This window comes from Streptomyces sp. MMS24-W38, assembly GCF_059889265.1.
The window spans coordinates 6,209,431-6,232,845 of record NZ_JCBCPP010000001.1 but is presented as its reverse complement, the minus strand read 5'-3'; the positions used below and the strand labels follow the sequence as shown (position 1 = coordinate 6,232,845).

21 protein-coding genes are annotated in these 23,415 nt (G+C 71.5%); 2 read left to right on the top strand and 19 right to left on the bottom strand.

Annotated elements, in window-relative coordinates; translation table 11 throughout:
* Positions 1–95: 95 nt before the first annotated feature.
* The 18 genes from AC6F7H_RS27325 to AC6F7H_RS27240 all read right to left on the bottom strand — a co-directional run bounded on the left by AC6F7H_RS27325 (position 96) and on the right by AC6F7H_RS27240 (position 20,563).
* Positions 96–1,511: an aspartate aminotransferase family protein gene (locus AC6F7H_RS27325; protein WP_500759738.1), complete on the bottom strand. Its 1,416-nt coding sequence runs from the start codon at positions 1,509–1,511 to the stop codon at positions 96–98.
* Positions 1,508–3,421 (bottom strand): 1-deoxy-D-xylulose-5-phosphate synthase, encoded by a 1,914-nt coding sequence (gene dxs, locus AC6F7H_RS27320; RefSeq protein WP_500759736.1) that lies wholly within the window; start codon positions 3,419–3,421, stop codon positions 1,508–1,510. Before dxs ends, AC6F7H_RS27325 begins: the two co-directional genes overlap by 4 nt.
* 28 nt (positions 3,422–3,449) lie before the next feature.
* Complete coding sequence (ispG, locus tag AC6F7H_RS27315; protein ID WP_500759735.1) at positions 3,450–4,607, bottom strand: flavodoxin-dependent (E)-4-hydroxy-3-methylbut-2-enyl-diphosphate synthase; 1,158 nt, start codon at positions 4,605–4,607, stop codon at positions 3,450–3,452.
* Positions 4,608–4,611: 4 nt separating this feature from the next.
* The gene (hpnH, locus tag AC6F7H_RS27310; RefSeq protein ID WP_500759734.1) at positions 4,612–5,634 is read right to left on the bottom strand and encodes an adenosyl-hopene transferase HpnH; all 1,023 of its coding nucleotides are present in this window, start codon (positions 5,632–5,634) and stop codon (positions 4,612–4,614) included.
* Between the two features lie 5 nt (positions 5,635–5,639).
* Positions 5,640–6,281, bottom strand: coding sequence for a phosphorylase family protein (locus AC6F7H_RS27305; RefSeq protein ID WP_500759732.1), 642 nt, complete (start codon positions 6,279–6,281; stop codon positions 5,640–5,642).
* A complete protein-coding gene (gene shc / locus AC6F7H_RS27300) occupies positions 6,281–8,410 on the bottom strand; it encodes a squalene--hopene cyclase (RefSeq protein WP_500759731.1) in 2,130 nt (709 codons plus the stop codon). Before shc ends, AC6F7H_RS27305 begins: the two co-directional genes overlap by 1 nt.
* 119 nt (positions 8,411–8,529) lie before the next feature.
* Positions 8,530–9,594, bottom strand: coding sequence for a polyprenyl synthetase family protein (locus AC6F7H_RS27295; protein ID WP_500762076.1), 1,065 nt, complete (start codon positions 9,592–9,594; stop codon positions 8,530–8,532).
* A 71-nt stretch (positions 9,595–9,665) separates the two neighbouring features.
* Positions 9,666–11,132 carry a hydroxysqualene dehydroxylase HpnE gene (gene hpnE, locus AC6F7H_RS27290; RefSeq protein WP_500759730.1) on the bottom strand — a complete coding sequence of 489 codons (1,467 nt, stop codon included), beginning with the start codon at positions 11,130–11,132 and terminating at the stop codon, positions 9,666–9,668.
* The gene (locus AC6F7H_RS27285; protein WP_500759729.1) at positions 11,129–11,269 is read right to left on the bottom strand and encodes a DUF6380 family protein; all 141 of its coding nucleotides are present in this window, start codon (positions 11,267–11,269) and stop codon (positions 11,129–11,131) included. Before AC6F7H_RS27285 ends, hpnE begins: the two co-directional genes overlap by 4 nt.
* Complete coding sequence (gene hpnD, locus AC6F7H_RS27280; RefSeq protein ID WP_500759728.1) at positions 11,269–12,219, bottom strand: presqualene diphosphate synthase HpnD; 951 nt, start codon at positions 12,217–12,219, stop codon at positions 11,269–11,271. Before hpnD ends, AC6F7H_RS27285 begins: the two co-directional genes overlap by 1 nt.
* Entirely contained in the window at positions 12,216–13,118 is a 903-nt protein-coding gene (gene hpnC / locus AC6F7H_RS27275) for a squalene synthase HpnC (RefSeq protein WP_500759727.1), read from the bottom strand. The genes hpnD and hpnC overlap by 4 nt, the downstream gene beginning before the upstream one ends.
* 344 nt (positions 13,119–13,462) lie before the next feature.
* Complete coding sequence (locus tag AC6F7H_RS27270) at positions 13,463–14,251, bottom strand: ABC transporter ATP-binding protein (protein WP_500759725.1); 789 nt, start codon at positions 14,249–14,251, stop codon at positions 13,463–13,465.
* Positions 14,244–15,179 (bottom strand): ABC transporter permease, encoded by a 936-nt coding sequence (locus tag AC6F7H_RS27265; protein WP_500759724.1) that lies wholly within the window; start codon positions 15,177–15,179, stop codon positions 14,244–14,246. The genes AC6F7H_RS27270 and AC6F7H_RS27265 overlap by 8 nt, the downstream gene beginning before the upstream one ends.
* Positions 15,180–15,279: 100 nt before the next feature.
* Positions 15,280–16,125 carry a glycosyltransferase family 2 protein gene (locus tag AC6F7H_RS27260; protein WP_500762074.1) on the bottom strand — a complete coding sequence of 282 codons (846 nt, stop codon included), beginning with the start codon at positions 16,123–16,125 and terminating at the stop codon, positions 15,280–15,282.
* Between the two features lie 44 nt (positions 16,126–16,169).
* On the bottom strand, positions 16,170–16,949 hold the full coding sequence (locus tag AC6F7H_RS27255) for a CDP-alcohol phosphatidyltransferase family protein (protein WP_500759722.1): 780 nt from the start codon (positions 16,947–16,949) through the stop codon (positions 16,170–16,172).
* Entirely contained in the window at positions 16,927–17,988 is a 1,062-nt protein-coding gene (locus tag AC6F7H_RS27250; RefSeq protein WP_500759721.1) for an iron-containing alcohol dehydrogenase family protein, read from the bottom strand. The genes AC6F7H_RS27255 and AC6F7H_RS27250 overlap by 23 nt, the downstream gene beginning before the upstream one ends.
* Positions 17,976–18,728 (bottom strand): phosphocholine cytidylyltransferase family protein, encoded by a 753-nt coding sequence (locus AC6F7H_RS27245; RefSeq protein ID WP_500759720.1) that lies wholly within the window; start codon positions 18,726–18,728, stop codon positions 17,976–17,978. Before AC6F7H_RS27245 ends, AC6F7H_RS27250 begins: the two co-directional genes overlap by 13 nt.
* Positions 18,725–20,563, bottom strand: a complete 1,839-nt coding sequence (locus AC6F7H_RS27240) for a DUF5941 domain-containing protein (protein WP_500759719.1) — start codon at positions 20,561–20,563, stop codon at positions 18,725–18,727. The genes AC6F7H_RS27245 and AC6F7H_RS27240 overlap by 4 nt, the downstream gene beginning before the upstream one ends.
* A gap of 513 nt (positions 20,564–21,076) precedes the next feature.
* Between AC6F7H_RS27240 and AC6F7H_RS27235 the strand changes: the two genes are divergently transcribed.
* A complete protein-coding gene (locus AC6F7H_RS27235; RefSeq protein ID WP_500759717.1) occupies positions 21,077–22,015 on the top strand; it encodes a cation diffusion facilitator family transporter in 939 nt (312 codons plus the stop codon).
* A 283-nt stretch (positions 22,016–22,298) separates the two neighbouring features.
* Positions 22,299–22,892, top strand: a complete 594-nt coding sequence (idi, locus tag AC6F7H_RS27230; protein ID WP_500759716.1) for an isopentenyl-diphosphate Delta-isomerase — start codon at positions 22,299–22,301, stop codon at positions 22,890–22,892.
* Between the two features lie 6 nt (positions 22,893–22,898).
* Here the strand turns inward: idi and AC6F7H_RS27225 are convergent, their stop codons facing one another.
* Entirely contained in the window at positions 22,899–23,402 is a 504-nt protein-coding gene (locus AC6F7H_RS27225; protein ID WP_500762072.1) for an ATP-binding protein, read from the bottom strand.
* Positions 23,403–23,415: the final 13 nt, after the last annotated feature.

The following is a 23,415-nucleotide window of genomic DNA, read 5'->3' as shown; positions in this document are numbered from 1 at the left end:
GCATTATTGCCCGTGGGGCAAATTTCTTGCCTCACGGGCAAAACGGGGTGGGTGTCACCGCCTGGCAGGCATCACGGCCGGACGGGGTCAGTGTCTCACCGGCCGACGACCGCCTGCTTCATCAGGGTCCTGCCGAACTCCCACACCAGACCACCGTCGTGGGCGTCGTCCATCACCGCCGTGAAGGCCTCCACGAACCGGTCCACGTCCCGCTCGTCGATGATCAACGGCGGAATCAGTTTGATCACCTCCATGTGGTCACCGGAGACCTGGGTGAGGATCCTGTGCCGCCGCAGCAGCGGTACGACCACCATCTGCGCGAAGAGTCCCTTGCGCGCTGCCTGCAGCGCGGCCCAGCGGCCGCGCAGCTTGAGCGACCGCGGCCTGCCGAACTCGATGCCGATCATCAGGCCCCGGCCGCGGACGTCGGTCAGCAGTTCGTACTTCTCGGTCAGTGCCGCGAGCCGGGACCGCAGCAGCTCCCCGGTGGCCCGGACGTGCGCGACGATGCGCTCGTTCTCCAGGACCGACAGGACCGCGAGGCCCGCGGCCATCGCCTGGGCGTTGGCCCCGAAGCTGGCCGAGTGGACCAGCACCCGGTCCATCGACGAGTAGACCTTGCGGAAGATCCAGTCCTTGCCGAGCGTGGCCCCCACCGGCACATAGCCGCCGGAGAGCGCCTTGGCCACGCACACCAAGTCCGGCTCGACCCCCTCCTCGTGCTGGTAGGCGTAGAAGTCGCCGGTCCGCCCGAGTCCGGTCTGCACCTCGTCGGCGATCAGCAGCGCCTTGTGCCGGTGCAGCAGTTCCTGCGCGGCGCGCAGATAGCCGGGCGGGGCCTCGTGCACTCCCTTGCCCTGGATCGGCTCCACGATGAGGGCGGCGACATCGCCCTTGGCCAACTCCCGCTCCAGCGCGTCCAGATCGCCGAGCGGTACCGCGGTGTCGGGCAGCAGCGGGGCGAAGCCGTCGCGGAAGCCGGACTCGCCGTTGACGGACAGGGAGCCGGTGGTCAGCCCGTGGAAGGCGTGCTCGCAGTACAGGACGCGCGGTCTGCCGGTCACGTAGCGGGCGAACTTCAGGGCGCCCTCGACCGCCTCCGTTCCGCTGTTGCCGAAGAACACCCGGTCCAGGTGCGGGCTGTGCGCGAGCAGTCGCTCGGCCAGCAGACCGGGCAGCGGCTGGCAGTCGAAGCGGGTGAGGTCGGCGAGCGAGGCGTCGAGGACGTCGTGCAGCGCCTTGCGGACCACGGGGTGGTGGCGCCCCAGGCCCATCACCCCGAATCCGGCGAGCATGTCCAGGTGGTCGTTGCCGTCCGCGTCCCAGAAATGGGCGCCCTCGGCTCGTTCGTAGACCTTGTCGAAGCCGATGGTGTGCAGCATGCGCGGGAGCTGGTGGTTGAGGTGCCGGGTGTGCAGCTCGTAGCGCTCGGCTCCGCGTTCGGCCAGCAGCGCGCCGAGGTCGAACTCCCCGGCCCGCGAAGACTTCGCCGCGGACTCCGCGATGGTCATTGCGGTGACTCCTGTCGGTCCTGTGGTTGCTTCGGCGACTCGTCCCCGGCGGTCAGGCTCGCGCTGATCCGGCCGGCGATCTCGACGGGCGTCAGGCCGATGTCGGCCAGCACCTCGCCTCGTTTGGCGTGCGCGAGGAACTGCTCCGGGATGCCGAACCGCCGTACCGGTACGTCGACATCGGCGTCGCCCAGCACCAGGGCCACGGCCGAACCCACGCCCGCCGCGCGGCTGTTGTCCTCGACGACGGCCACGAGACGGTGCTCGGCGGCCAGCCCGACCAGCGCCGGGTCGACGGGCTTGACCCAGCGGGGGTCGACCACGGTGCAGCGGATGCCGCGGGCTTCGAGCAGTTCGGCGGCCTGAAGACAGACGGACGCCATCACCCCGACCGCCACCAGCAGCACCTCGGGAGCGCCGGCACGGTGCAGGACGTCCATGCCGCCGACCCGTTCGAGCGCCGGGATCGCCGGTCCCACGGCCTCCTTGGGGAACCGCAGCAGCGTCGGCGCGTCGTCGACGGCGACCGCCTCCCGCAACTGGACGCGCAACTGGTCCGCGTCGCGCGGTGCGGCGATCCGCAGGCCGGGGACGACCTGGAGGATCGACATGTCCCACATGCCGTTGTGCGAGGGCCCGTCGGCGCCGGTGACACCGGCCCGGTCCAGGACGAAGGTGACCCCGCAGCGGTGCAGCGCCACATCCATCAGCAGCTGGTCGAAGGCGCGGTTGAGGAAGGTGGCGTAGACGGCGACGACCGGGTGCAGGCCGCCGGTCGCCAGTCCCGCCGCGGACACGGCGGCGTGCTGCTCGGCGATGCCGACGTCCCACACCCGGTCCGGGAACCGTTCGGCGAAGGCGCCCAGGCCCACCGGATGCAGCATGGCGGCGGTGATCGCCACCACGTCCTCGCGTTCCTCCCCGACACGGACGATCTCCTCACCGAAGACCGAGGTCCAGGAGGGCGCGCCGACCGGTGCGAGCGGCGCACAGGTGAGAGGGTCCATCACGCCGACGGTGTGGAAGTGGTCCTCCTCGTGGGCGACGGCGGGTTCGTAACCGCGGCCCTTCTCGGTGAGGCAGTGGACCAGGACGGGCCCGTGGAAGCGTTTGGCGCGGCGCAGGGCGGACTCCACGGCCTTGACGTCGTGCCCGTCGATGGGGCCGACGTACTTCAGGCCCAGGTCCTCGAAGAGGCCCTGGGGGGCGAAGGCGTCCTTGAAGCCCTTTTTCGCGCCGTGCAGCGCCTCGTAGACGGTGCCGCCGATCAACGGGGTGTGCTGGAGTACGTGTTTGCCCCAGGCCAGCACCTGCTCGTAGCCGTCGGTGGTGCGAAGGGCCGCAAGGTGGTTCGCGAGGCCGCCGATGGTCGGGGCGTAGGAACGTTCGTTGTCGTTGACGACGATGATCAGCGGGCGGTCCTTGGCGGCGGCGATGTTGTTCAGCGCCTCCCAGGCCATGCCGCCGGTCAGGGCGCCGTCGCCGATCACGGCGACGACATGCCCCTTCTCCCCCTGCATCCGGCGGGCCTTGGCCAGTCCGTCGGCCCAGCCGAGGGCCGTGGAGGCGTGGCTGTTCTCGACGACGTCGTGCTCGGACTCCTCGCGCGAGGGATAGCCCGACAGACCTCCCTTGCCGCGCAGCTTGGAGAAGTCCTGACGCCCCGTCAGCAGCTTGTGGACGTAACTCTGATGGCCCGTGTCCCACAGGATGCGGTCGACGGGTGACTCGAAGACCCGGTGCAGGGCGACGGTGAGTTCCACCACACCCAGGTTGGGCCCGAGGTGCCCTCCGGTCCTGGCGACCGCGTGCACCAGGAACTCCCTGATCTCTTCGGACAGTTCACCGAGTTCCGCCTCGGACAGCGCCTTCAGGTCACGTGGTTGCCGGATGCTCTCCAGAATCGTCACGCTCGGGCCCCCTTCGGTTCCGTGCTGTTCAGCTCACGGTGACGGCCGGCTCCCCCGACGCGACGCCGTCCTTCTCCATCTGCTCGGCGATCTTCATGGCCTCCTCGATCAGCGTCTCCACGATCTTCGACTCCGGAACGGTCTTGATGACCTCGCCCTTCACGAAGATCTGCCCCTTGCCGTTGCCCGAGGCCACCCCGAGATCGGCCTCCCGCGCCTCCCCCGGACCGTTCACCACACAGCCCATCACCGCCACCCGCAGCGGCACCTCCATCCCCTCCAGCCCCGCGGTCACCTCGTCCGCCAGCTTGTACACATCCACCTGCGCCCGCCCGCACGACGGACACGAGACGATCTCCAGACCCCGCTGCCGCAGATTCAGCGACTCCAGGATCTGCAGCCCCACCTTGACCTCCTCGGCCGGCGGCGCCGACAGCGAGACCCGGATGGTGTCACCGATGCCCTCGGACAGCAGCGCCCCGAAGGCCACCGCCGACTTGATCGTGCCCTGGAACGCCGGACCCGCCTCGGTCACCCCCAGGTGCAGCGGATAGTCGCACCGCGCCGCCAGCTGCCGGTAGGCCTCCACCATCACCACCGGATCGTTGTGCTTCACCGAGATCTTGATGTCCCGAAAACCGTGCTCCTCGAACAGCGACGCCTCCCACAGCGCCGACTCCACCAGCGCCTCCGGGGTGGCCTTCCCGTACTTCTGCAGCAGCCGCCGGTCCAGCGACCCGGCGTTGACCCCGATCCGGATCGGCGTACCGTGCTCGCCCGCCGCCTGCGCGATCTCCTTGACCTTGTCGTCGAACTGCTTGATGTTGCCCGGGTTCACCCGCACCGCGGCACAGCCCGCCTCGATGGCCGCGAACACGTACTTGGGCTGGAAGTGGATGTCCGCGATCACCGGGATCTGCGACTTGCGGGCGATGACCGCCAGCGCGTCCGCGTCGTCCTGGGTGGGGCAGGCCACCCGCACGATCTGGCAGCCCGACGCGGTCAGCTCGGCGATCTGCTGCAGCGTCGCGCCGATGTCGGAGGTGCGCGTGGTGGTCATCGACTGCACCGACACCGGCGCGTCCCCGCCCACCGCCACCGACCCCACCTGGATCCGCCGCGACGCACGCCGCTCGGCGAGCAACGGCGCGGGCGCCTCGGGCATTCCGAGCGATACGGCGGTCATGGCCTCACTCCCTGTTTCCCGAGACCGTGTCGCGCATGGCGCGCAGGGACTCCTTGAGCGACCCCATGGTGGCGAGGACGGCGGTGGGTTCGTATCCGCAGTGCGCCATGCAGTTGGCGCAGCGCGGGTCCTTGCCGCGGCCGTACTTGTCCCAGTCGGTCTCCTCGATCAGCTCCCGGTACGTCGGCACATAGCCGTCGCTCATCAGATAGCAGGGGCGCTGCCAGCCGAAGATCGAGTAGTTCGGGATCGCCCACGCGGTGCACGGGAAGTCGACCCTGCCCTCGAGGAAGTCCAGGAACAGCGGGGAGTGGTTCAGCCGCCAGCGGCGCCGGTTGCCGCCGGCGAAGGCCTTCCTGAACAGTTCCCGGGTCTGCTCCACACCCAGGAAGTGCTCCTGGTCGGGGGCCTTCTCGTAGGCGTAGGCGGGCGAGATCATCATCTCGTCGACCTTGAGGTCGTCGTTGAGGTAGTTGAGCACCTCGACGACGGTCTGCGGGGTGTCGGTGTTGAAGAAGGTCGAGTTGGTGGTGACCCGGAAGCCGCGCCGCTTGGCCTCCTTGATGGCGGCCACGGCCTCGTCGAACACGCCCTCCTTCGCGACGGACTCGTCGTGCCGCTCGCGCAGCCCGTCGATGTGCACGGCGAACGCGAAGTAGGGCGACGGCGTGAACTTGTCCATCTTCTTGCGCAGCAGCATGGCGTTGGTGCACAGGAACACGTACTTCCTCCTGGCCACCAACTGGCGTGTGATCTCGTCGATCTGAGGGTGCATCAGTGGTTCACCGCCGGCGATCGACACCATCGGCGCACCGGACTCCAGCACCGCGCCCACGGCCTGGGCGACCGGCATGCGCTGCTTGAGCACCCCGGCCGGGTGCTGGATCTTCCCACAGCCCTCGCACGCGAGATTGCAGGCGAAGAGCGGTTCCAGCTCGACGATGAGCGGAAACTTCTCGCGCCTGCGGAGCTTCTGTTCGGCCAAGTACGTAGCGACCTTGATGGACTGCCGCAGTGGCATGGCCATCTGGCTCACCTCCTGGGGAGCAGCAAGGAACGGTGCCATTCGAGATACGCGGGAAGAACGGAACGAAGAACGCGGAAAGCCGATATTCCACCGCGCACCGTGCCGATCCGGACCAGTTCATGTTCAGGAGCGTCCACGACCACCCGGACGGCCGCAACAGGGCGCGCACCCACCCGGACGGCGCTCAGGAGCGTGGCCGCGGACTCCATGTCCACGGCGATCGCGCCGGTGGCGAGCAGCTCGGACCGTTCGTGCCCGCGGACGACGTGCTCGGAACCGGTGAGCGGACCGGTGTGGACGGTGCGCCCCGGGGCGACCCGGGCCAGTTCCTTCACCAGCAGTTCGGTGCCGTCGCAGGGGACGCTGCCGCGCGGGTCCCGGGTCTCCTCGGCGACCACCAGGTCGCCGGGGTGCATCCCGGGGGCCAGCCCCGCGCAGAAGCCGGTGGCCAGCACGGCCGCGTCACGCAGCACCCGTTCGGCGAGCATCCGGGTGACCGAGCGCTCGGCCGCCTCCGGCCCCATGCCTGTGCGCAGGACGGTGACCGGCCCGGCGGCCCCTGCCCGCACCCGCCTGTGCAGGGCGAGCTGCTCGATGCCGAGCGCGCAGGCGATCAGCAGCGGGGCCGGGGCCGGCCGGGCGCTCATCAGCTGCCCTTCGCCTCGGCGAGCCGCTGCTCCGGTCCGGGACCCGAGGCGCCGGCGTCCGACGCTCCGGGGTGCGACATGCCGACGCCCGAAGCATCCGGTGCGCCCGCGCTCGCCGTGTCCGCGCCCGGCTGCGCCGCAGCGGGCTTCCCGGCGAACGGTTCCCCGTTCACGTACCGGCCGAGCGCGGTGAGCGGGAAGACCTGCCGGTAGAGGTGGTAGTTGATGGAGAAGTCCCAGGGGAAACCGGTGCCGGTGAAGTAGGGCTCGTCCCAGGAGCCGTCCTCCCGCTGGGTGGCGGCCAGCCACGCGATGCCGCGTTCGACGGCCCCGGACTCCTTCTCGCCTGCCGCCAGCAGGGCCATCAGCGCCCACCCCGTCTGCGACGCGGTCGAGGCGCCCCGGCCGCTCCACTCACGGGCGTGCCGGTAGGAGCGCAGGTCCTCGCCCCAGCCGCCGTCGTCGTTCTGGACCGACTCCAGCCAGACGACGGCCCGCCGGATCGCCGGGTGCGAGCCGGGGAGCCCGGCGGCGACCAGCGCGGGCACCACGGATCCGGTGCCGTAGAGGTAGTTGACGCCCCAGCGGCCGAACCACGAGCCGTCCGGCTCCTGTTCGGCGAGCAGCCACCGGATGCCGCGCCGGGTGCGCGGGTCGTGGGCGAGTCCCTCGACGGCGAGCATCTCCACGACGTGGGCGGTGACATCGGCCGACGGCGGGTCGATGACCTCGCCGAAGTCGCAGAACGGCAGCCGGTTGGGGAACGAGCTGGTGTTGTCGACGTCGAAAGCGCCCCAGGCACCGTTGCGGGACTGCATGCCGAGGTTCCAGCGCACTCCGCGGCCGATGGCGTTGTCGACCCGCTCCGGATCGTGGTGCTTGACCCGGCGGAGTGCGAGGACCACCTCGGCGGTGTCGTCGATGTCGGGGTAGTTGTCGTTGTGGAACTCGAACGCCCAGCCACCGGGCGGCAGTCCGGGCCTGCGGACGGACCAGTCACCGGGTCTGACGACCTGTTCGCCGAGCATCCAGTCGGCGGCCCTGACCAGTTGCGGGTGGTCGGCGGGCAGACCGGCGTCGGCCAGGGCGATGGTGGCGAGACAGGTGTCCCACACCGGGGACTGGCAGGCCTCGATCATCCGGGCACCGTCCTCGCGCCACACGGCGAACCGGTCCAGGGACTGGAGTCCCGCGCGCATCACGGGGTGGTTCAGGTCGTAGCCGAGCAGGTGCAGGGCGATGACCGAGTACACGGCGGGCGGCTGGATGCCGCCCCAGCAGCCGTCGTTCTCCTGCCGCTCGATGATCCAGCGGGCCGCGGTGTGCATCGCCGCCCTGCGCAGCCCGCGCGGGACGGCCCTGCGCAACGCGTGCAGGCCCTTGTCCAGCCGCTGGAAGGCGCCGTCCCAACTGGTCGCCGGAGCGAGCGGTACGGGAGGGTTGGGGCGGGCCGGGTCGGTGTGCAGTTCGTCCAGCGGGAACGGGGCGGGCCGTACCGGCCGCTTGGCGGAGACGATCGTCAGCGGGACGATGGTCTGCCGTGCCCAGCAGCCGAAGTCGTAGATGTTGAGCGGCACCCAGGACGGGAACCAGATCAGCTCGGGCGGGAGCTCCGGCAGGTCCTCCCACTTCCACCAGCCGAACAGGGCCAGCCAGATCCGGGTGAAGACCCGGGAGGCGGCGACCCCGCCGTGCGCGCGGACCCAGGCGGAGGCCCGCGCCATGTGCGGGGCGTCCGGTGGGTCACCGGCCAGCCGGAGGGCGACGTACGCCTCGATGGTGGTGGAGAGTTCGCCGGGGCCTTCGTGGAAGGTGGCCCAGGTGCCGTCCTCGCGCTGCTCGCCCCGGATGAACAGGGCGGCGGCACGGGTGGTCTTCTCGTCGAGAATGCCGAGGAACTGACGCAGCAGCAGGTCCTCGGCGTCCATCGTGACGTTGGTCTCGAGGTCTCCCTTCCACCAGCCCTGGTCGTCCTGGCGGGACAGCAGGAACTCGGTGGCGCGCCGCATGGCGCCGGCGGCGATGTCGGGTGCCCCGGCCGCCACGGGGATGTCGGTGTCGTTTTCGCTGGCCGCGGTCACTCGGGACGGCAGGGCCGCCCCGGTGCTTCCGTCGGTCGTCGCTGTCATGGCTTCCCCTTCGTGCAGTCCTGCAATGTGTGCGTCTGCTGTGGGTCCGCCGTCGGCCGGTGCCGTACTCCTCGTCACACCGGCCGGCGACTACGCGAGGGCTATTCGACCGATGATGATCATCTCTTTCGTACGACGACGAAGTCCGCGAGCGCCGTGAACTGGTCCCGTACTCGGTCGGGCATGTCGACGGCGTCGAGGGCTTCGATGGCGGTGGTGTGCTGACGACGTGCTTCCTCGGCGGTCCACTCCCGTCCGCCGGCCTGCTCGATGAGGGCCGCGCGGGCCGCGAACTCCTCCTCGGAGAAGTTCGCGAAGTCGCTGCTCTCGGCGTCGGCGGCGAGGATGTGGGCGAGCTGTTCGGAGGCGGAGCCGCCCGCGGCGAGCGCCGCCACGACCGGGAGGGACTTCTTGCGCTGCCGCAGGTCGCTCCAGGTCTGCTTGCCGGTGGCAGCCGGGTCGCCCCAGATGCCGAGCAGGTCGTCGACGGCCTGGAACGCCAGGCCGAGGTGGTAGCCGTAGGTCTCCAGGGTGTCGGCGGTGTGCTGGTCGGCACCGCCGAGGACGGCCCCGACGGAGCTGGCGCAGGCCAGCAGGGCGCCGGTCTTGTTGCCCTCCATCTCCAGGCACTCCTCGACGCCGACCCGTTCGCGGTGCTCGTAGGAGATGTCCTGCGCCTGGCCGTCGATGAGGGAGCGGCTGGCGGTGGTCAGCCGGCGGGCGGCCCGGGCGGCCTCGACGGTGCCGAGTTCCAGCAGCACGTCGTAGGCGAGGGCGAACAGGGCGTCGCCGACCAGGATGGCCTGGGCGGGGCCGTGCACCTTCCAGACGGTGTCGCGGTGCCTGCGCTGTTCGTCGCCGTCCATCAGGTCGTCGTGCAGCAGGGAGAAGTTGTGCACGAGCTCGACGGCGACCGCGCCGGGGATGCCGACCTCGGGGGCGGCACCGGTGACCTCGGCGGACAGCACGGCGAGCGCGGGTCGTACGGCCTTGCCCCCGTCGCCGTCGGCGGGCCGGCCGTCGGCGTCGATCCAGCCGAAGTGGTAGGCGGCGACGGTGTCCATGGGAGGCGCCAGGCGGTCGATGGCCGCCCGCAGTACCGGCATGGCCAGTGTCCGGCCGCGCTCCAGGAGCGCGGGCGCGTCCGCCGCGGTCCTTCCAGCGGCCTTCGAGGCCGGGGGCACAGTGGGCACAGTCTCTCCTCTTGTTGCGGTACCGAGGGTGCGCGGGCCTGCCGCGGCGGGTGCGTCGGCGGTCACCGGAGCCCACCTCGCACGGCGGCGCCCGGAACGCCGCGGTCGGCCGCCTCCTCTGCGAAGAGGCGGCGGGGGCGGGGTCGGCCCAGGGCGCCCAGCGCGGCGTCCGCCGCGTCGACGCCGCTGCGGACCGCACCCTCCATGGTCGCGGGCCACCCGGTGGCGGTCCACGCTCCGGCCAGATACAGGCCGGGGGCCTTGGTGCGGGCGCCGGGCCTGAGCCGTCCGACGCCGGGTGCGGGAACGAACGTGGCGGTGCGCTCCCGGGTGACGAAGAAGTCCCGTACGCCGGCGCCGCGGGTGCGCGGCAGCAGCCGTTCCAGTTCGGGCAGATAGCGTGCGCGCAGCGCGGCCACGGGCTCGTCGATCTCGTTCTGCGCGACCGACTGCGACACGGCCAGGTACTGCCCCTGTCGCAGGCCGGACGCCTCGGTACGGTCGAAGACCCACTGCACGGGGCTGCCGAGGGCCGCGAAGAAGGGCCGGGCGAGCACCTTGCGGTCGTAGACGACGTGGACGTTGAGGATCGGCGCGGTGCCGATGCGGAGCAGCCGCTCCGGCTCGTCGAGCGCTCCCGCGGGCAGCAGGTCGTGCGCCTCGCGCTGCGGTACGGCGAGGACGACCGCGTCCGCCTCGAGCGTCTCGCCGGGAACCCGGACGCTCCACCCCGCGTCGCCGTGCGGGGAGACGGAGGTGACGCGGGTACGGACCTCGGTACGGACGCCTGCGGAGTCGAGCGCCTTGCGGGCCAGCCGGTCGTGCAGGTCACCCAGCGGGACATGGGCCCAGCCGATGTCGGCGGCGCCCGGGTCGGACAGCAGTCCGGTCTTGAACACCATCGCGGCGAGCGCCAGGGAGGAGTCGCCCGCGACCGCGTTGAGGGTGGCGACCCCGACCAGGTCCCACAGTGCCTCGACGGCGCGCGCCGACTGGCCGTGCGCGGCCAGCCAGCTGCCGAAGTCCTGGTCGTCGAGGGCCGGATCGGCGAGGTCGAGCCCCTTGAGCGCGAGTGCGGCCCGGCCCACCCCGGCCCGCTCGGCGAGCGAGAGGTGCGGGTACGTGGCGAGGCTGCGCCCCAGGTGCAGGGGTACGGGCAGCGCGTCGCGGCGCAGTCGGCCGAGCCGTCGGCCCTCGGGCCGGTCGGCGTCGAGAACGGGGACGTCGAGACGATTCTGCAGCGGTGCCAGGGCCGCTCCGTCGATCCGGTCGAGGAACCAGCGGTAGGCGGTGCAGCAGCGCAGGTACACGTGCTGGCCGTTGTCGACGGTCAGGTCGCCGCGCTGGAAGGAGAAGGCGAGCCCGCCGAGCCGCGGCCGGCCCTCGAGCAGGCTGACGCGCACTCCGGCGTCGGCGAGCGCGAGCGCGGCGGTGACTCCGGCGAGCCCGCCGCCGATCACGACGGCGTGCCGTCCCGCCGGTGCCCGATCGTCGGCGGGTGAACCTTCGGGCCTGTTGACACGGGTCATGGTGCGCCCTTTCCTGCCCGGCCGCCGTACGGCCCGGACGGTGTGCGGACGGCCGTCTCAGTACGGGACGCGGCGTCGCGGCGGAGGGTTGCCCGCCGCTTCCCGGCGGGGGTGCCGACTGGGAGCGGTGTGTCCATCAGGCACGCCTCCTGACGGTCCGCCGGGTCGCGTTGCGGGTGTCCAGGCCGGAGAGGCCGCGCACCGCGACGTAGGCCTTCTCCCGTCCGGGCAGGGAGACCCGGCCGCGCAGCACTGCCTCGGGCTCGCGCTCGATGCGGTCGAGGAGGCGGCGGTAGATGCCGGCCATGGCGGCGACACAGGCACCGCTGCGCCGGTCGAGCATGGGCAGCAGCCGGTAGCCCTCGGCGAACAGGGCGCGGGCTCTGCGTACTTCGAAGTGGACGAGGCCCGCGAAGTCGGAACCCTGCGGCGGGGTCGGCCCGCTGAACCCGGCCGCGCAGCCGAACTTGGCGAGGTCGTCGGCGGGCAGGTACGTGCGACCGCCCTCGGCGTCCTCCCTGACGTCCCGGAGGATGTTGGTGAGCTGGAGCGCGAGCCCCAGCGTGTCGGCGTACTCGGCGGCGCGCTCGACGCCCCGCGCGCCGGGTTCCGTGCCGAAGACGCCGAGGGAGACGCGCCCGATGGCACCCGCGACGCAGCGGCAGTAGACCTTCAGGTCGTCCCAGGTCTCGTAGGTCTCGCCGCGCACGTCCATCTGGACGCCGTCGAGGAGCTCGTCCAGGCCGCCGAGCGGAATCGGGAACCGCTGTGCGGCGTGCGCGAGGGCGACGGCGACCGGGTCGGTGTCGTCCTCGTCGACCGCGCCGTTCCGGATCCGGGTGAGCAGCGCCCGGGTGTCCTCGAGCCTGGCGACCTTGACGTCGTCCGCCAGCGGGCCGTCGCCGATGTCGTCGACACGCCGGGAGAGCGCGTACAGCGCGGACATCGCGCGCCGCTTGGGCGTCGGCAGCAGCCGGATACCGTAGGCGAAGTTGCGGGCCTGCTGTCCGGTGACGGCCTCGCAGTACCGGTATGCGGCGAGTACCGGTGCTGACGCGTGTGCTTCCGATTCCACGGCCCGGATCACCCCTCTCCTCGCAGCGTCATGCCCACCTCGCGCAGCAGCCGGACCTTGCCGGGCTTGGGCGGGCTGGTGAGTACGTCGTATTCGGCGGCGGCGATGGCGCCGAGGGCCGCCCTTCCCCCTGCCACGAATCCCGCGAGCAGCAGTTTCAGCCTGCCGTGGACGCCGGCCACGAGGGGCTCGCCCTCCTCCAGGAGGTCCCGGGCGCGTCGCGCCTGGAACGCGATCAGCGCGCGCACCGACGCGCCGGCGTGCGGCGCGGCGAGGTCCGCCTCCTGGACGTGGAAGCGCTTCATGTCCGCGGCGGGCAGGTAGACGCGGTCGCGGCCGAGGTCCTCGGCGACGTCCTGGAGGTGCTCGACGATCTGGAGGGCGGTGCAGACGGCGTCGGAACGGCGGATCCGCTCGGGGCTCGCGGTGCCGGTCACGGCGAGGACGAGGCGGCCGACCGGGTTGGCCGACAGCGCGCAGTAGGCGAGCAGGTCGTCGTAGGTCTCGTAGCGGCTGACGATCTGGTCCTGGCGGTTGGCGGCGATCAGGCCCAGGAAGGGTTCGGGGGTCAGGGCGTGGCGGCGGACCGTCGGCTGGAGCCCGCGCAGCAGGGGATGGCGCGGGACGGCGTCGAACACCCGGTGCAGATCCGCCTCCACCGCGTCCAGCAGCACCGTCCGGTCGTCGGCCTGTTCGGGGGCGACACCGAGCAGCCGGGCATCGGCTCCGCCGGGGGCCAGGTCGCCGTCGCCGATGTCGTCGACCAGCCGGGCATAGCCGTAGACCGCCATCAGGTCGTCACGCCAGGCCCTGGGCAGGAAGAAAGGCGCCACCGGGAAGTTCTCGGCGGCGGCCTTGTCGAGAGTGGCGCGCTCGGGGTCGACGCCGCGCGGCGTGCCGGTTCGCGTCATCGAGGGCTGCCCTGGGCGGGGACGGCACATGCTGCGTTCAGCAGGGGAGCCTCCGTAGCCATTGCCGTCACATCTCCCGTTCTACACTGCCGACCCAATTCACACTATTTCGGACACGCCGCCCACGCCTCTGGCGGAGGGGACCGCCGGGCGGCGTCGCGCATTATGGCCCTGATTGCCGTCTTTAGGCACCGCTACAGCTTACGTTGTACAACGCGGTACCGACCGCCGGGGTGTCCCGCGCATCACGAGAACGCACCGATTGGCGTCAAGATTCCTACTCGGAGCGGAAGTTGACGCTCCCTTGGCAGACGCCGGGGCCTGGCGGACCCCGGCGTGCCAGGCTACTTTCCGGCGAACTTCTCGTACTCCTTGAGCACCTCGTCGGTCGGCCCGTCCATGCGCAGCTCGCCCCGCTCCAGCCACAGGACGCGGTCGCAGGTGTCCCGGATCGACTTGTTGTTGTGGCTGACCAGGAAGACGGTGCCGGCCTCCTTGCGCAGTTCCCGGATGCGCGCCTCGGAGCGCTTCTGGAACTTGCGGTCGCCCGTGGCCAGCGCCTCGTCGATCATCAGGACGTCGTGGTCCTTGGAGGCGGCGATGGAGAAGCGCAGCCGGGCGGCCATGCCGGAGGAGTAGGTGCGCATCGGCAGGGTGATGAAGTCGCCCTTCTCGTTGATCCCGGAGAAGTCGACGATCTCCTGGTAGCGCTCCCGGATCTGCTCGCGGGACATGCCCATGGCGAGCCCGCCCAGTATGACGTTCCGTTCGCCCGTCAGGTCGTTCATCAGGGCCGCGTTGACGCCGAGCAGGGAGGGCTGGCCGCCGGTGTAGACCTTGCCCTTCTCGGCGGGCAGCAGACCGGCGACGGCCCGCAGCAGGGTCGACTTGCCCGAGCCGTTGGAGCCGATCAGGCCGATGGCCTCGCCCCGGTAGGCGACGAAGGAGACCCCGCGCACGGCGTGCACCGTGCGCACGCCCCGTGCCGCGTCGTCCTTGCCCCGCCGGATCATGCGGCTCAGCGCCGCCGTGGCGCTGCCCTTGCCGCCCCTGGCCCCGTTGACGCGGTAGACGATGTGCAGGTCGTCCGCGATGACGGTGGGCACGCGCGGGTCCGTGTTCGCGTCAGCCACGGCCGTACCTCTCCTCGGCCTTCCAGAAGTAGACGAAACCGATCACCCCGGCCAGCAGCGCCCAGCCCCCCGCGACCGCCCACACATGCGGCGGCAGATACGAGGAGCCGTAACCGTCGATCAGCGCGAAGCGCACCAGGTCCATGTAGACCGCGGCCGGGTTCCACTGCAGCACGTCGGCGAGCCAGCCCGGCACGTCCTTCTCGGCCAGCATCACCGGCAGGCTGAACATCACCCCCGAGGCGTACATCCAGGTGCGCAGCACGAACGGCATCAGCTGGGCCAGGTCCGGCGTCCGGCTGCCGAGGCGCGCGAAGAGCAGCGCCAGCCCGGTGTTGAAGACGAACTGCAGCCCCAGCGCGGGCACCACCAGCAGCCAGGACAGCGCGGGCAGGCTGCCGAACGCCAGCACCACCACGATTAGGACGACCATCGAGAACAGCAGCTGCTGCAGCTGCTGCAGCGCGAAGGAGACCGGCAGCGCCGCCCGCGGGAAGTGCAGCGCCCGCACCAGCCCCAGGTTGCCGGAGATGGCCCGCACCCCGGCCAGCACCGAACTCTGGGTGAAGGTGAACACGAACACCCCGGTCACCAGGAACGGCACGTAGATCTCGTGCGGGATGCCCCGGCGGGCGCCCAGCAGCAGCCCGAAGATGAAGAAGTACACGGCCGCGTTCAGCAGCGGGGTGGCCACCTGCCACAGCTGGCCCAGTTTGGCCTGGCTGTACTGCGCGGTCAGCTTCGCCCGGGAGAAGGCCAGGATGAAGTGCCGGCGCGCCCACAGCCGGCGGACGTACTCGGGCAGCGACGGCCGGGCGCCGCTGACCGTCAGCCCGTACCGGGCGGCGAGCTCGGCTGCCGTGAGGCCCTCGTCGGGCGGCACGGGCGCGCTGACCGCGACCGTGCCGTCGTGCGTTGTCTCACTCACTGGTGGAAGCTTTCCCTCTTCGAGATGCGCGGGCCTGGCACGTGCCGGGGAGCTCGGGGTGTGCTCCCGTGGTTCCCGGCTGGTTCCGGATATGAGCTTGTCAGATGACGGGGGGCCGGCCCAGCCGGGTCAGCCGCCACACCGTACGCCACTTCATGGGCCGGCGGGGCCCGCAGGGGGTGGCCCAGCCCTCCCGAAAGCCGCCGAACCAGGCCCTCAGGGCCGGGCGTGAGGGCCTGCGCACCAGCGTGAGCAGCATCCAGACGCTCAGATAGACGGGGACCAGGAGCGCGGGAAGATTGCGGCGGGCCAGCCAGACCCGGTTGCGGGCGACCATGCGGTGGTAGACCGCGTGCCGTGAGGGGGCGGTGGTCGGGTGGTACAGCACCATGTCGGACCGGTAGTCGATCATCCAGCCGGCGTCGAGGGCCCGCCAGGCCAGGTCGGTTTCCTCATGGGCGTAGAAGAACGCGTCGGGCAGCCCGCCGACGTCGGCGAAGACCCGGGTGCGTACGGCGTTGGCACCGCCGAGGAAGGTCGTCACCCGGGAGGAGCGCATCGGGTCGGCGGCGCGCAGCCGGGGCACGTGGCGGCGCTGGGTGGCCCCGGTGTCCGGGTCGGCGATGCGGAAGCTGATGATGCCGAGCCCCGGGTCGGCCGTGAACGCCTCGCGGCAGAGCTCGGCGGTGTCGTGGCTCGCCAGGAGGCCGTCGTCGTCGAGGAACAGCAGGATGTCGACGTCCCGGCCGTTCGGTCCGAAGGCCTCGATGCCGACGTTGCGGCCGCCGGGGATGCCGAGGTTCTCCGGCAGCTCGACGGTGCGCACGCCCTCGGGCACGTCGGGGACGGGTGAGCCGTTCCCCACCACGACCACCTGGACCGGGCCGCCCTCCTGCTTGGCGACGGAGTCGAGCAGGGCGCGCAGTTCGTCGGGGCGGTTGCCCATGGTGATGATCACCGCGCCGACCGTGAGGGAGGAGCCCACAGCGGTCACCTCAGCCTGCTGGAGGCAAGGATGGACACCAGGTGCAGAACGGTCTGCAGCAGGGCGATCCCGGCGAGGACGGCGGTACCGAGCCGGGTGAAGAACAGGTCGCCTTGGACCGCGTCCGCGATCGCGAGGACCAGGATCAGCAGGGACGCCTCGATACCGAGGATCAGCCGGTGGAACTTCAGGGCCCCGGCGGCCCGGCGGGCCAGTGCCATGCCGGAGGAGCGCGGCTCGGCGGCGGCCTCCTTGACCGGCGGCAGCCCGCCCTGGTGGCGGGCCACGCCGACCAGGTCGGTCTCGGCCTTGACCAGGATCGCGCCGAGGGCGGCCAGAGTGCCGAGGAAGGCCCAGAGCCAGTCGATGCGCCCGGTGCCCCACAGGTCGGCTGCGCGCAGGCCCAGTCCGACCAGGACGGCGGCGTCGCACAGGTAGGCGCCGACCCGGTCCAGGTAGACCCCGCTGAGCGAGAACTGCTGCTTCCAACGGGCGACCTCGCCGTCGACGCAGTCCAGCAGCAGGTACAGCTGGACCATGACCACGCCGAGGACGGCCCCCGTGATCCCCGGCACCAGCAGGGCCGGGGCCGCGAGGACACCGAAGACGGTCATCAGGTACGTGAGCTGGTTGGGCGTGACCCTGGTGTTCACCAGGTAGCGGTCCACCCGCAGGGACACCTCACGCATGTAGAGGCGTCCCATCCAGTGCTCACCGCTGCGCCGGTCCTTCACCCCCGCGGGGTGTACGACCGGGCGGAGTTCAGCTACCGATGGCCTTGACATAGTCGGCGTAGACGTCCTTGATCTGTTCGGTCTTCAGGTCGAGATGCTCGAGGATCGTGTAGCGGCCGGGCCGGGTCTCCGGGGCGAACTCGACGGCCCGGACGAACTCCTCCGTCGTGAAGCCGATCTCCTGGGGCAGCACCGGCAGTCCGTGCCGGCGCAGCACCTCGGCCATGTACACCGACTCCTCGTGCGCGCCGCGCAGGTACATCGCGAAGGCCGCGCCCAGTCCGCACTGCTCCCCGTGGGCGGCGGCCCGCTTGGGGAAGAGCAGGTCGAAGGCGTGGTTGATCTCGTGGCAGGCCCCGGAGGACGGCCGCGAGTCACCGGACACCGACATGGCGATGCCGCTGAGGACCAGCGCCTCGGCGAGCACCTGGAGGAAGTCGTTGTCGCCGATGCCCCCGGGGTGGCGCAGCACGGACTCGCCGGCCTGCCGGGCCATGGCCGCGGCGAGTCCGTCGATCCGCTCGCCCTTGACCCTGCACGCCAGTTCCCAGTCCGCGACGGCGGAGACGTTGGAGACGGCGTCGCCGATCCCGGCGCGTACGTAGCGCACCGGGGCGTCCCGGATGATGTCCAGGTCGATGACGACGGCGATCGGGTTGGGCACCCCGTAGGAGCCGCGTCCCGCGTCGTTGTCGAGGGTGGCGACGGGCGAGCAGAGACCGTCGTGCGCAAGGTTCGTCGGTACGGCGACCAGGGGGAGGCCGACGCGTGCCGCGGCGAACTTGGCGCAGTCGATGATCTTGCCGCCGCCGAGTCCGACGACCGCGTCGTAGTGGCCGGCCTTTATGGCACCGGCCAGCCGGACCGCGTCGTCGAGGGTGCCGCCGCCGACCTCGTACCAGGTGGCGCCGGGCAGCGACGGGGAGAGCCGCTCGCGCAGCCCGGTGCCGGAGCCGCCGCTGACGGCGACGGCGAGGCGTCCGGACTGCGAGATGCGCTCGTCGGCGAGGACACAGCCCAGGCTGTCGAGGGCGCCGGGGCGGATGTCGACGACGAGCGGGGAGGGGATCAGCCGGGTCAGTACTGGCACGTGATCTCCCGTCCGCGGGCGAGATCGTCGTGGTTGTCGATCTCCACCCAGTCGATGTCACCGATCGGCGCCACGTCGATCCGGAAGCCGCGGTTCACGAGCTCCTGGTAGCCGTGCTCGTAGAACTGCTGCGGGTCGGCCTCCCACACGGCCCTCAGCGCGTCGGCCAGCTCCGGGGCGGCGTCGCCCTCGATGAGGGTGACGCCGATGTACTCGCCGGTGGCCTCGGCGGGGTCCATCAGCTTGGTGATCCTCGTCATGCCCCGCTCGGGGTCGGCGACGACCTTCATCTCCTCGTCGGCGAGCTGCTTGACCGTGTCGAGGGCGAGGATGATCCGCTTGCCGTCGCCGCGGGCGGCGAGCAGCGTCTTCTCGACGGAGACGGGGTGCACGGTGTCGCCGTTGGCGAGGATCACTCCGTCCTTGAGGGCGTCACGGCCGCACCACAGGGAGTAGGCGTTGTTCCATTCCTCGGCCTTGTCGTTGTCGATGAGGGTGAGCTTGAGCCCGTACTTCCGCTCCAGGGCCGCCTTGCGTTCGTACACGGCCTCCTTGCGGTAGCCGACGATGACGGCTGCCTCGGTGAGGCCGATCTCGGCGAAGTTGCCGAGGGTCAGGTCGAGGACCGTCGGTTCGCCCTCTATGCCCGCGGGCCCCACCGGCACCAGCGCCTTGGGCAGGGTGTCGGTGTAGGGACGCAGACGCCGTCCGGCGCCGGCCGCCAGCACGAGGCCGATCATGCGGGTTCTCCTTCATCGTGTACGGCGGGCGCGCCGCCCCGGTGGGCGGCCACCCAGAAGCGGATGCTCTCGACGAGCACCAGCAGGGCCACGGCCACGGCGAGCACCGTGAGTGCGACCGTGAACTGCGAGGCGGTGAGCAGGGCCGCCAGTACGGCGACCGCCAGTGTGCGGCCCTCGTGCCCCCCGATCGCCCGCACCAGCCAGGGCGGGGACGCGCCCGCGTTGCCGCGGATGCGGTAGACCGTGTCGTAGTGATGGTAGGCGACCGCGGCCACCAGTCCGTAAGCCGCGGGTAGCGCTCCGTTCACGTCCGCGTCGGCCGCGAGCGCCAGGACCGTGCCGTACTCGGCGGCGCGGAAGAAGGGGGGGACCAGCCAGTCGAGGGCGCCGCCCAGGGGACGGGCGACGGCGAGGGCGGAGGTCAGGACGTAGACGCAGGCGGCGGCGACGGTCCACGGGCCGCCGAAGCCGGTCAGCGCGGCCGTGGTGACGACGGCGGCGCCGCCGAGCAGGGCGACGGCGGGGGCGGTGAAGCCGGGCAGGCTCCGCGCGGTGTTCCTCAGCACGGCCGCCAGGCGCTCGGCGAGCGGCCCGGTGTCGGCGAGGTCGGCGAGGGCCCGCGTCGCGCGCTCGGCACGGCGGGCCTTGCGGTTCCGCGAGCGCAGGACACGGCCCGCCGTGGTGTACGTCGCCGCGAAGGCGCAGCCGATCAGCAGGGCGTAGAAGGTGATGCGGGGGGTCGTGAGGGCGGTGAGGACGGCGAGCATCGCCCAGCGCTCGCCGATCGGCAGGACGATCATGCGGCGGACCCAGACCGTCCAGCCGACGCTGTCGAGGCGGTTGGAGAGGGCGGCGGTGGGGCTGGTGTTGGCGGGGTCCCCCGTGTTCGCCTCGTTGAAGGAGAAGTCCACGACGTGTCGGCAGGTCTGCAGGACCATCGCGCCGAGGGCGAGGGCCCATACGTCGTCGCCGCCGCGGGCGGCCCCGAGGGCGAGGCCGGCGTAGTAGGCGTACTCCTTGGCGCGGTCGAAGGTGGCGTCGAGCCAGGCGCCGAGGGTGGAGTACTGCAGGGAGTAGCGGGCGAGCTGGCCGTCGGTGCAGTCCAGCACGAAGGAGGCCAGCAGCAGGACGCCGGCGGCGACGAAGCCGCCGCGGGTTCCGCTGGCGGCGCAGCCCGCCGCTATGAGCGCGGTGAGCAGCGAGGCGGTGGTGACCTGGTTGGGGGTCAGCCCGCGGCGGGCGCACCAGCGGGCGAGATAGCGGGAGTACGGGCTGACGCAGTAGGTGGTGAAGAAGCCGTCGCGGGCCTTGACCGCCGACTTCAGGCGGACGGCCTCGTCGTCGACCGCGGCGACGGCCTGCCTGGCCTCGTTGCGGGCCTGCGGGTCGTCGGGGACGGTGGCGACGAGGCTGCCCAGGTCGGGGCGGTACACGTCGATGCCGTCAGCACCGTCGGCTTCGAGGGCCGCGACGACGCGGTCGGCGAGACTGCCGGTGAGGGTGGTGCCGCCGACCGGGCTCTCACCGGTGGCGGAGCTCTCGCGGGCCATCGCGCGGGTCAGGGCCTGGCGGCCGGCCGGCTGGGCGGTGACGGCGCCGGGGATCGCGGCGAGCGGGAAGCGCGGGTCGGTGAGGCCGAGGCGCAGCGCGTGCTCATGGCCCACGAAGCGGGCGTCGACGACGGCGACCCGTCGGCCTGCGGGCACCTCGGCGAGCAGGGTCTCGGCCTCGGCGGTGTCGGCCGCGATCCGCACGTCGAAGCCGAGGGAGCGCAGGTCCGTCTCGAGCGACGAACCGGGGACCGGCTGTCCGGTGAGGATGGCGGTCGGCAACCGAATCTCACTCCCTGGAGTGTCGGCGCGTCCACGCCGGTCGTGTACATGAGTGGGGGCGCCCGTACGTGCCTCCGGGCGGCATGTCGGCTGAGGCTATCGGATGTCCCTGAACCCACGTTCACCGCGTGTTCGACGGTTGGATCGACGTGGTTCCGCTCGCGTCCCTGCCGCGATCATCATCAGGGATGGCGGGACCGACTCACAAACCACGCACCCAGAAGGGACATTGAGCCGAATACGGGGCATTGCCGGTCGCAAGAGGGCCGCCGGCCGCGGCATGGAGCGGCTTCGTCCGTTTTCCCCGCCGGCGCCCGTGTGCGGCGCTCCCGGTGTGGACCTCATCACGGAGGACGGCTGCGCCGCACGGTTCGAGGAACGCCCGACCACTCCTGACCTGCGATCGGTTTCCGCAGGTCAGAGCACATGACAACGGTGTTCAGTGCCGCGTTGCCCCATACCCCCCACCCGTAGTTCACTGTGATCGGGACGAGCGACGAAGGGACGGTCTCCATGGGGGCTGGACACGATCACGGGCACGCGCACGGAGCGCCCGCCGGCGGTACGGCGAGTGCGGCGTACCGCGGCAGGCTGCGGGTGGCGCTGGCGATCACGCTCGGCGTCATGGTCGTCGAGATCGTCGGCGGTGTGCTGTCCGGCTCGCTGGCTCTCGTCGCCGACGCCGCTCACATGGCGACCGACGCTCTGGGGCTCGGCATGGCCCTGCTGGCGATCCATTTCGCGAACCGCCCGCCGAGCGAACGCCGCACCTTCGGATACGCCCGTGCGGAGATTCTCGCCGCCCTGGCGAACTGTCTGCTGCTGCTCGGGGTGGGCGGCTATGTGCTGTTCGAGGCGGTCCAGCGGTTCGTCTCACCGGCCGGTATCGAGGGCGGGCTGACCCTGGTGTTCGGCGCGGTCGGCCTCGTCGCCAACGTGGTGTCGCTGGCGCTGCTGATGCACGGGCAGAAGGAGAGCCTGAACGTGCGGGGGGCGTTCCTGGAGGTGGCCGCCGACGCGCTCGGCTCGCTCGCGGTGATCGTCTCCGCTCTGGTCGTCATGGCCACCGGCTGGGCGGCCGCCGACCCGATCGCCTCCCTCGCGATCGCCTTGATGATCGTGCCCCGCAGCTTCAAGCTGCTGCGCGAGACATTGGACGTCCTGCTGGAGGCGGCGCCCAAGGGCGTGGACATGGCCCAGGTCCGCGCGCACATCCTGGCCACGGACGGCGTCGAGGACGTCCACGACCTGCACGCCTGGACGATCACCTCGGGCATGCCGGTGCTCTCCGCCCACGTGGTCGTCAGCACCGAGGTCCTCGACGCCCTCGGGCACGAGAAGATGCTGCACGAGCTCCAGAGCTGTCTGGGCGACCACTTCGACGTGGAGCACTGCACCTTCCAGCTGGAGCCACGCGGCCACGCGGAGCACGAGGCACGACTCTGCCACTGAGGCGGCGCCGAAGGCGTGCCCGGGGCGTGGGGCCGGGGACCGCGCGCCGGCGGAACGCATCCTTTCGCCCCCGTTCCGGCGCCCTTTCCCTCATGCCGTGCGGCTCCGGACGGTTCTCCGGCAACCGGTCCGGGCACGATCGCTTACCGAGCCCCCTTCCGGTGTCCGGCCGGCGCCACCGGCCGGTCGCGCCGTCCGCGGGACATGCGGGCGGGCCGGGGAGTGCCGGGAGTGCCGGATTCGTGCGGCAGACTGGGGCGCGAAGACCGAGTGAAGGATGGGTATGCCGATCACATCTGCCAACGCGACGCACAGTCCGTCGAGCGGTACCGCCGAGGCGATCTTGCTGGAGCTGGTCGACGACGAGGGCGTGACGATCGGCACCTCGGAGAAGCTGGCCGCCCACCAGCCCCCGGGACAGTTGCACCGGGCGTTCTCGGTGTTCCTGTTCGACGAGCGCGGGCGGCTGCTGATCCAGCAGCGGGCGCTGGGCAAGTACCACTCCCCCGGTGTGTGGTCCAACACCTGCTGCGGTCACCCCTACCCCGGTGAGGCGCCGTTCGCGGCGGCGGCCCGGCGGACCTTCGAGGAGCTGGGTCTGTCCCCGTCCCTGCTCGCCGAGGCCGGCACGGTCCGCTACAACCACCCGGACCCGGCCTCGGGCCTGGTGGAGCAGGAGTACAACCATCTGTTCGTCGGCATGGTGCAGGCACCGCTGCGGGCGGACCCGGAGGAGGTGGCGTCGACGGCGTTCGTGACCCCGGGCGAGCTGGCCCGGCGGCACGCCGAGGACACCTTCTCGGTGTGGTTCATGACCGTCCTGGACGCCGCCCGCCCGGCGATCCGGGAGCTGACGGGACCGTCGGCGGGCTGGTGACCGGTTTCAGAGCCGCACGGGTTTGAGCGGCAGGGCGGCCCAGACCACCTTGCCGCCGCTCGCGGTGTGCTCCACGTCGCACAGACCGCCCGCCTCGTGGGTGATCTCGCGCACCAGGAGCAGTCCGCGGCCGCCGGTGCGGCCGTGGTCGGTCTCCAGGGCGGTCGGGCGGTAGGGATGGTTGTCCTCCACGGACACCCGGACCCACTCGGCACCGACGGCGACCTCGACGGCGAGCGTCGGGGAGAGCAGCGCCGCGTGCCGTACGGCGTTGGTGACCAGTTCCGAGACGATCAGCAGCAGTCCCTGGACCACGTCGTCGGCGACCGGCACCCCCTGGCGCAGCAGCAGGTCCCGTACGGCGTGGCGCGCCTGCGGGACCGAGGCGTCGACGGCGGGCGCGGTGAAGCGCCAGACACCCTCGTACGGAAGCGGTGCCGCGGTGCCCGCCTCGGCGGATCTCTCCCTGCTCTCCGGGCGTGGGCCGGGGCCGCTCCCCTGGTCGTCCATCGTCAGGTCGCCG

Bases quoted from the DNA above. Each gene is read 5' to 3' on its own strand.
- hpnC (WP_500759727.1), bottom strand. From the start codon at position 13,118: ATGACGCGAACCGGCACGCCGCGCGGCGTCGACCCCGAGCGCGCCACT.
- idi (WP_500759716.1), top strand. From the start codon at position 22,299: ATGCCGATCACATCTGCCAACGCGACGCACAGTCCGTCGAGCGGTACC.
- ispG (WP_500759735.1), bottom strand. From the start codon at position 4,607: ATGACCGCCGTATCGCTCGGAATGCCCGAGGCGCCCGCGCCGTTGCTC.
- AC6F7H_RS27255 (WP_500759722.1), bottom strand. From the start codon at position 16,949: ATGTCAAGGCCATCGGTAGCTGAACTCCGCCCGGTCGTACACCCCGCG.
- hpnH (WP_500759734.1), bottom strand. From the start codon at position 5,634: ATGGCCATGCCACTGCGGCAGTCCATCAAGGTCGCTACGTACTTGGCC.
- hpnE (WP_500759730.1), bottom strand. From the start codon at position 11,132: ATGACCCGTGTCAACAGGCCCGAAGGTTCACCCGCCGACGATCGGGCA.
- AC6F7H_RS27245 (WP_500759720.1), bottom strand. From the start codon at position 18,728: ATGATCGGCCTCGTGCTGGCGGCCGGCGCCGGACGGCGTCTGCGTCCC.
- AC6F7H_RS27235 (WP_500759717.1), top strand. From the start codon at position 21,077: ATGGGGGCTGGACACGATCACGGGCACGCGCACGGAGCGCCCGCCGGC.
- AC6F7H_RS27285 (WP_500759729.1), bottom strand. From the start codon at position 11,269: ATGGACACACCGCTCCCAGTCGGCACCCCCGCCGGGAAGCGGCGGGCA.
- AC6F7H_RS27325 (WP_500759738.1), bottom strand. From the start codon at position 1,511: ATGACCATCGCGGAGTCCGCGGCGAAGTCTTCGCGGGCCGGGGAGTTC.
- AC6F7H_RS27305 (WP_500759732.1), bottom strand. From the start codon at position 6,281: ATGAGCGCCCGGCCGGCCCCGGCCCCGCTGCTGATCGCCTGCGCGCTC.
- AC6F7H_RS27260 (WP_500762074.1), bottom strand. From the start codon at position 16,125: ATGGGCAACCGCCCCGACGAACTGCGCGCCCTGCTCGACTCCGTCGCC.
- shc (WP_500759731.1), bottom strand. From the start codon at position 8,410: ATGACAGCGACGACCGACGGAAGCACCGGGGCGGCCCTGCCGTCCCGA.
- AC6F7H_RS27225 (WP_500762072.1), bottom strand. From the start codon at position 23,402: ATGGACGACCAGGGGAGCGGCCCCGGCCCACGCCCGGAGAGCAGGGAG.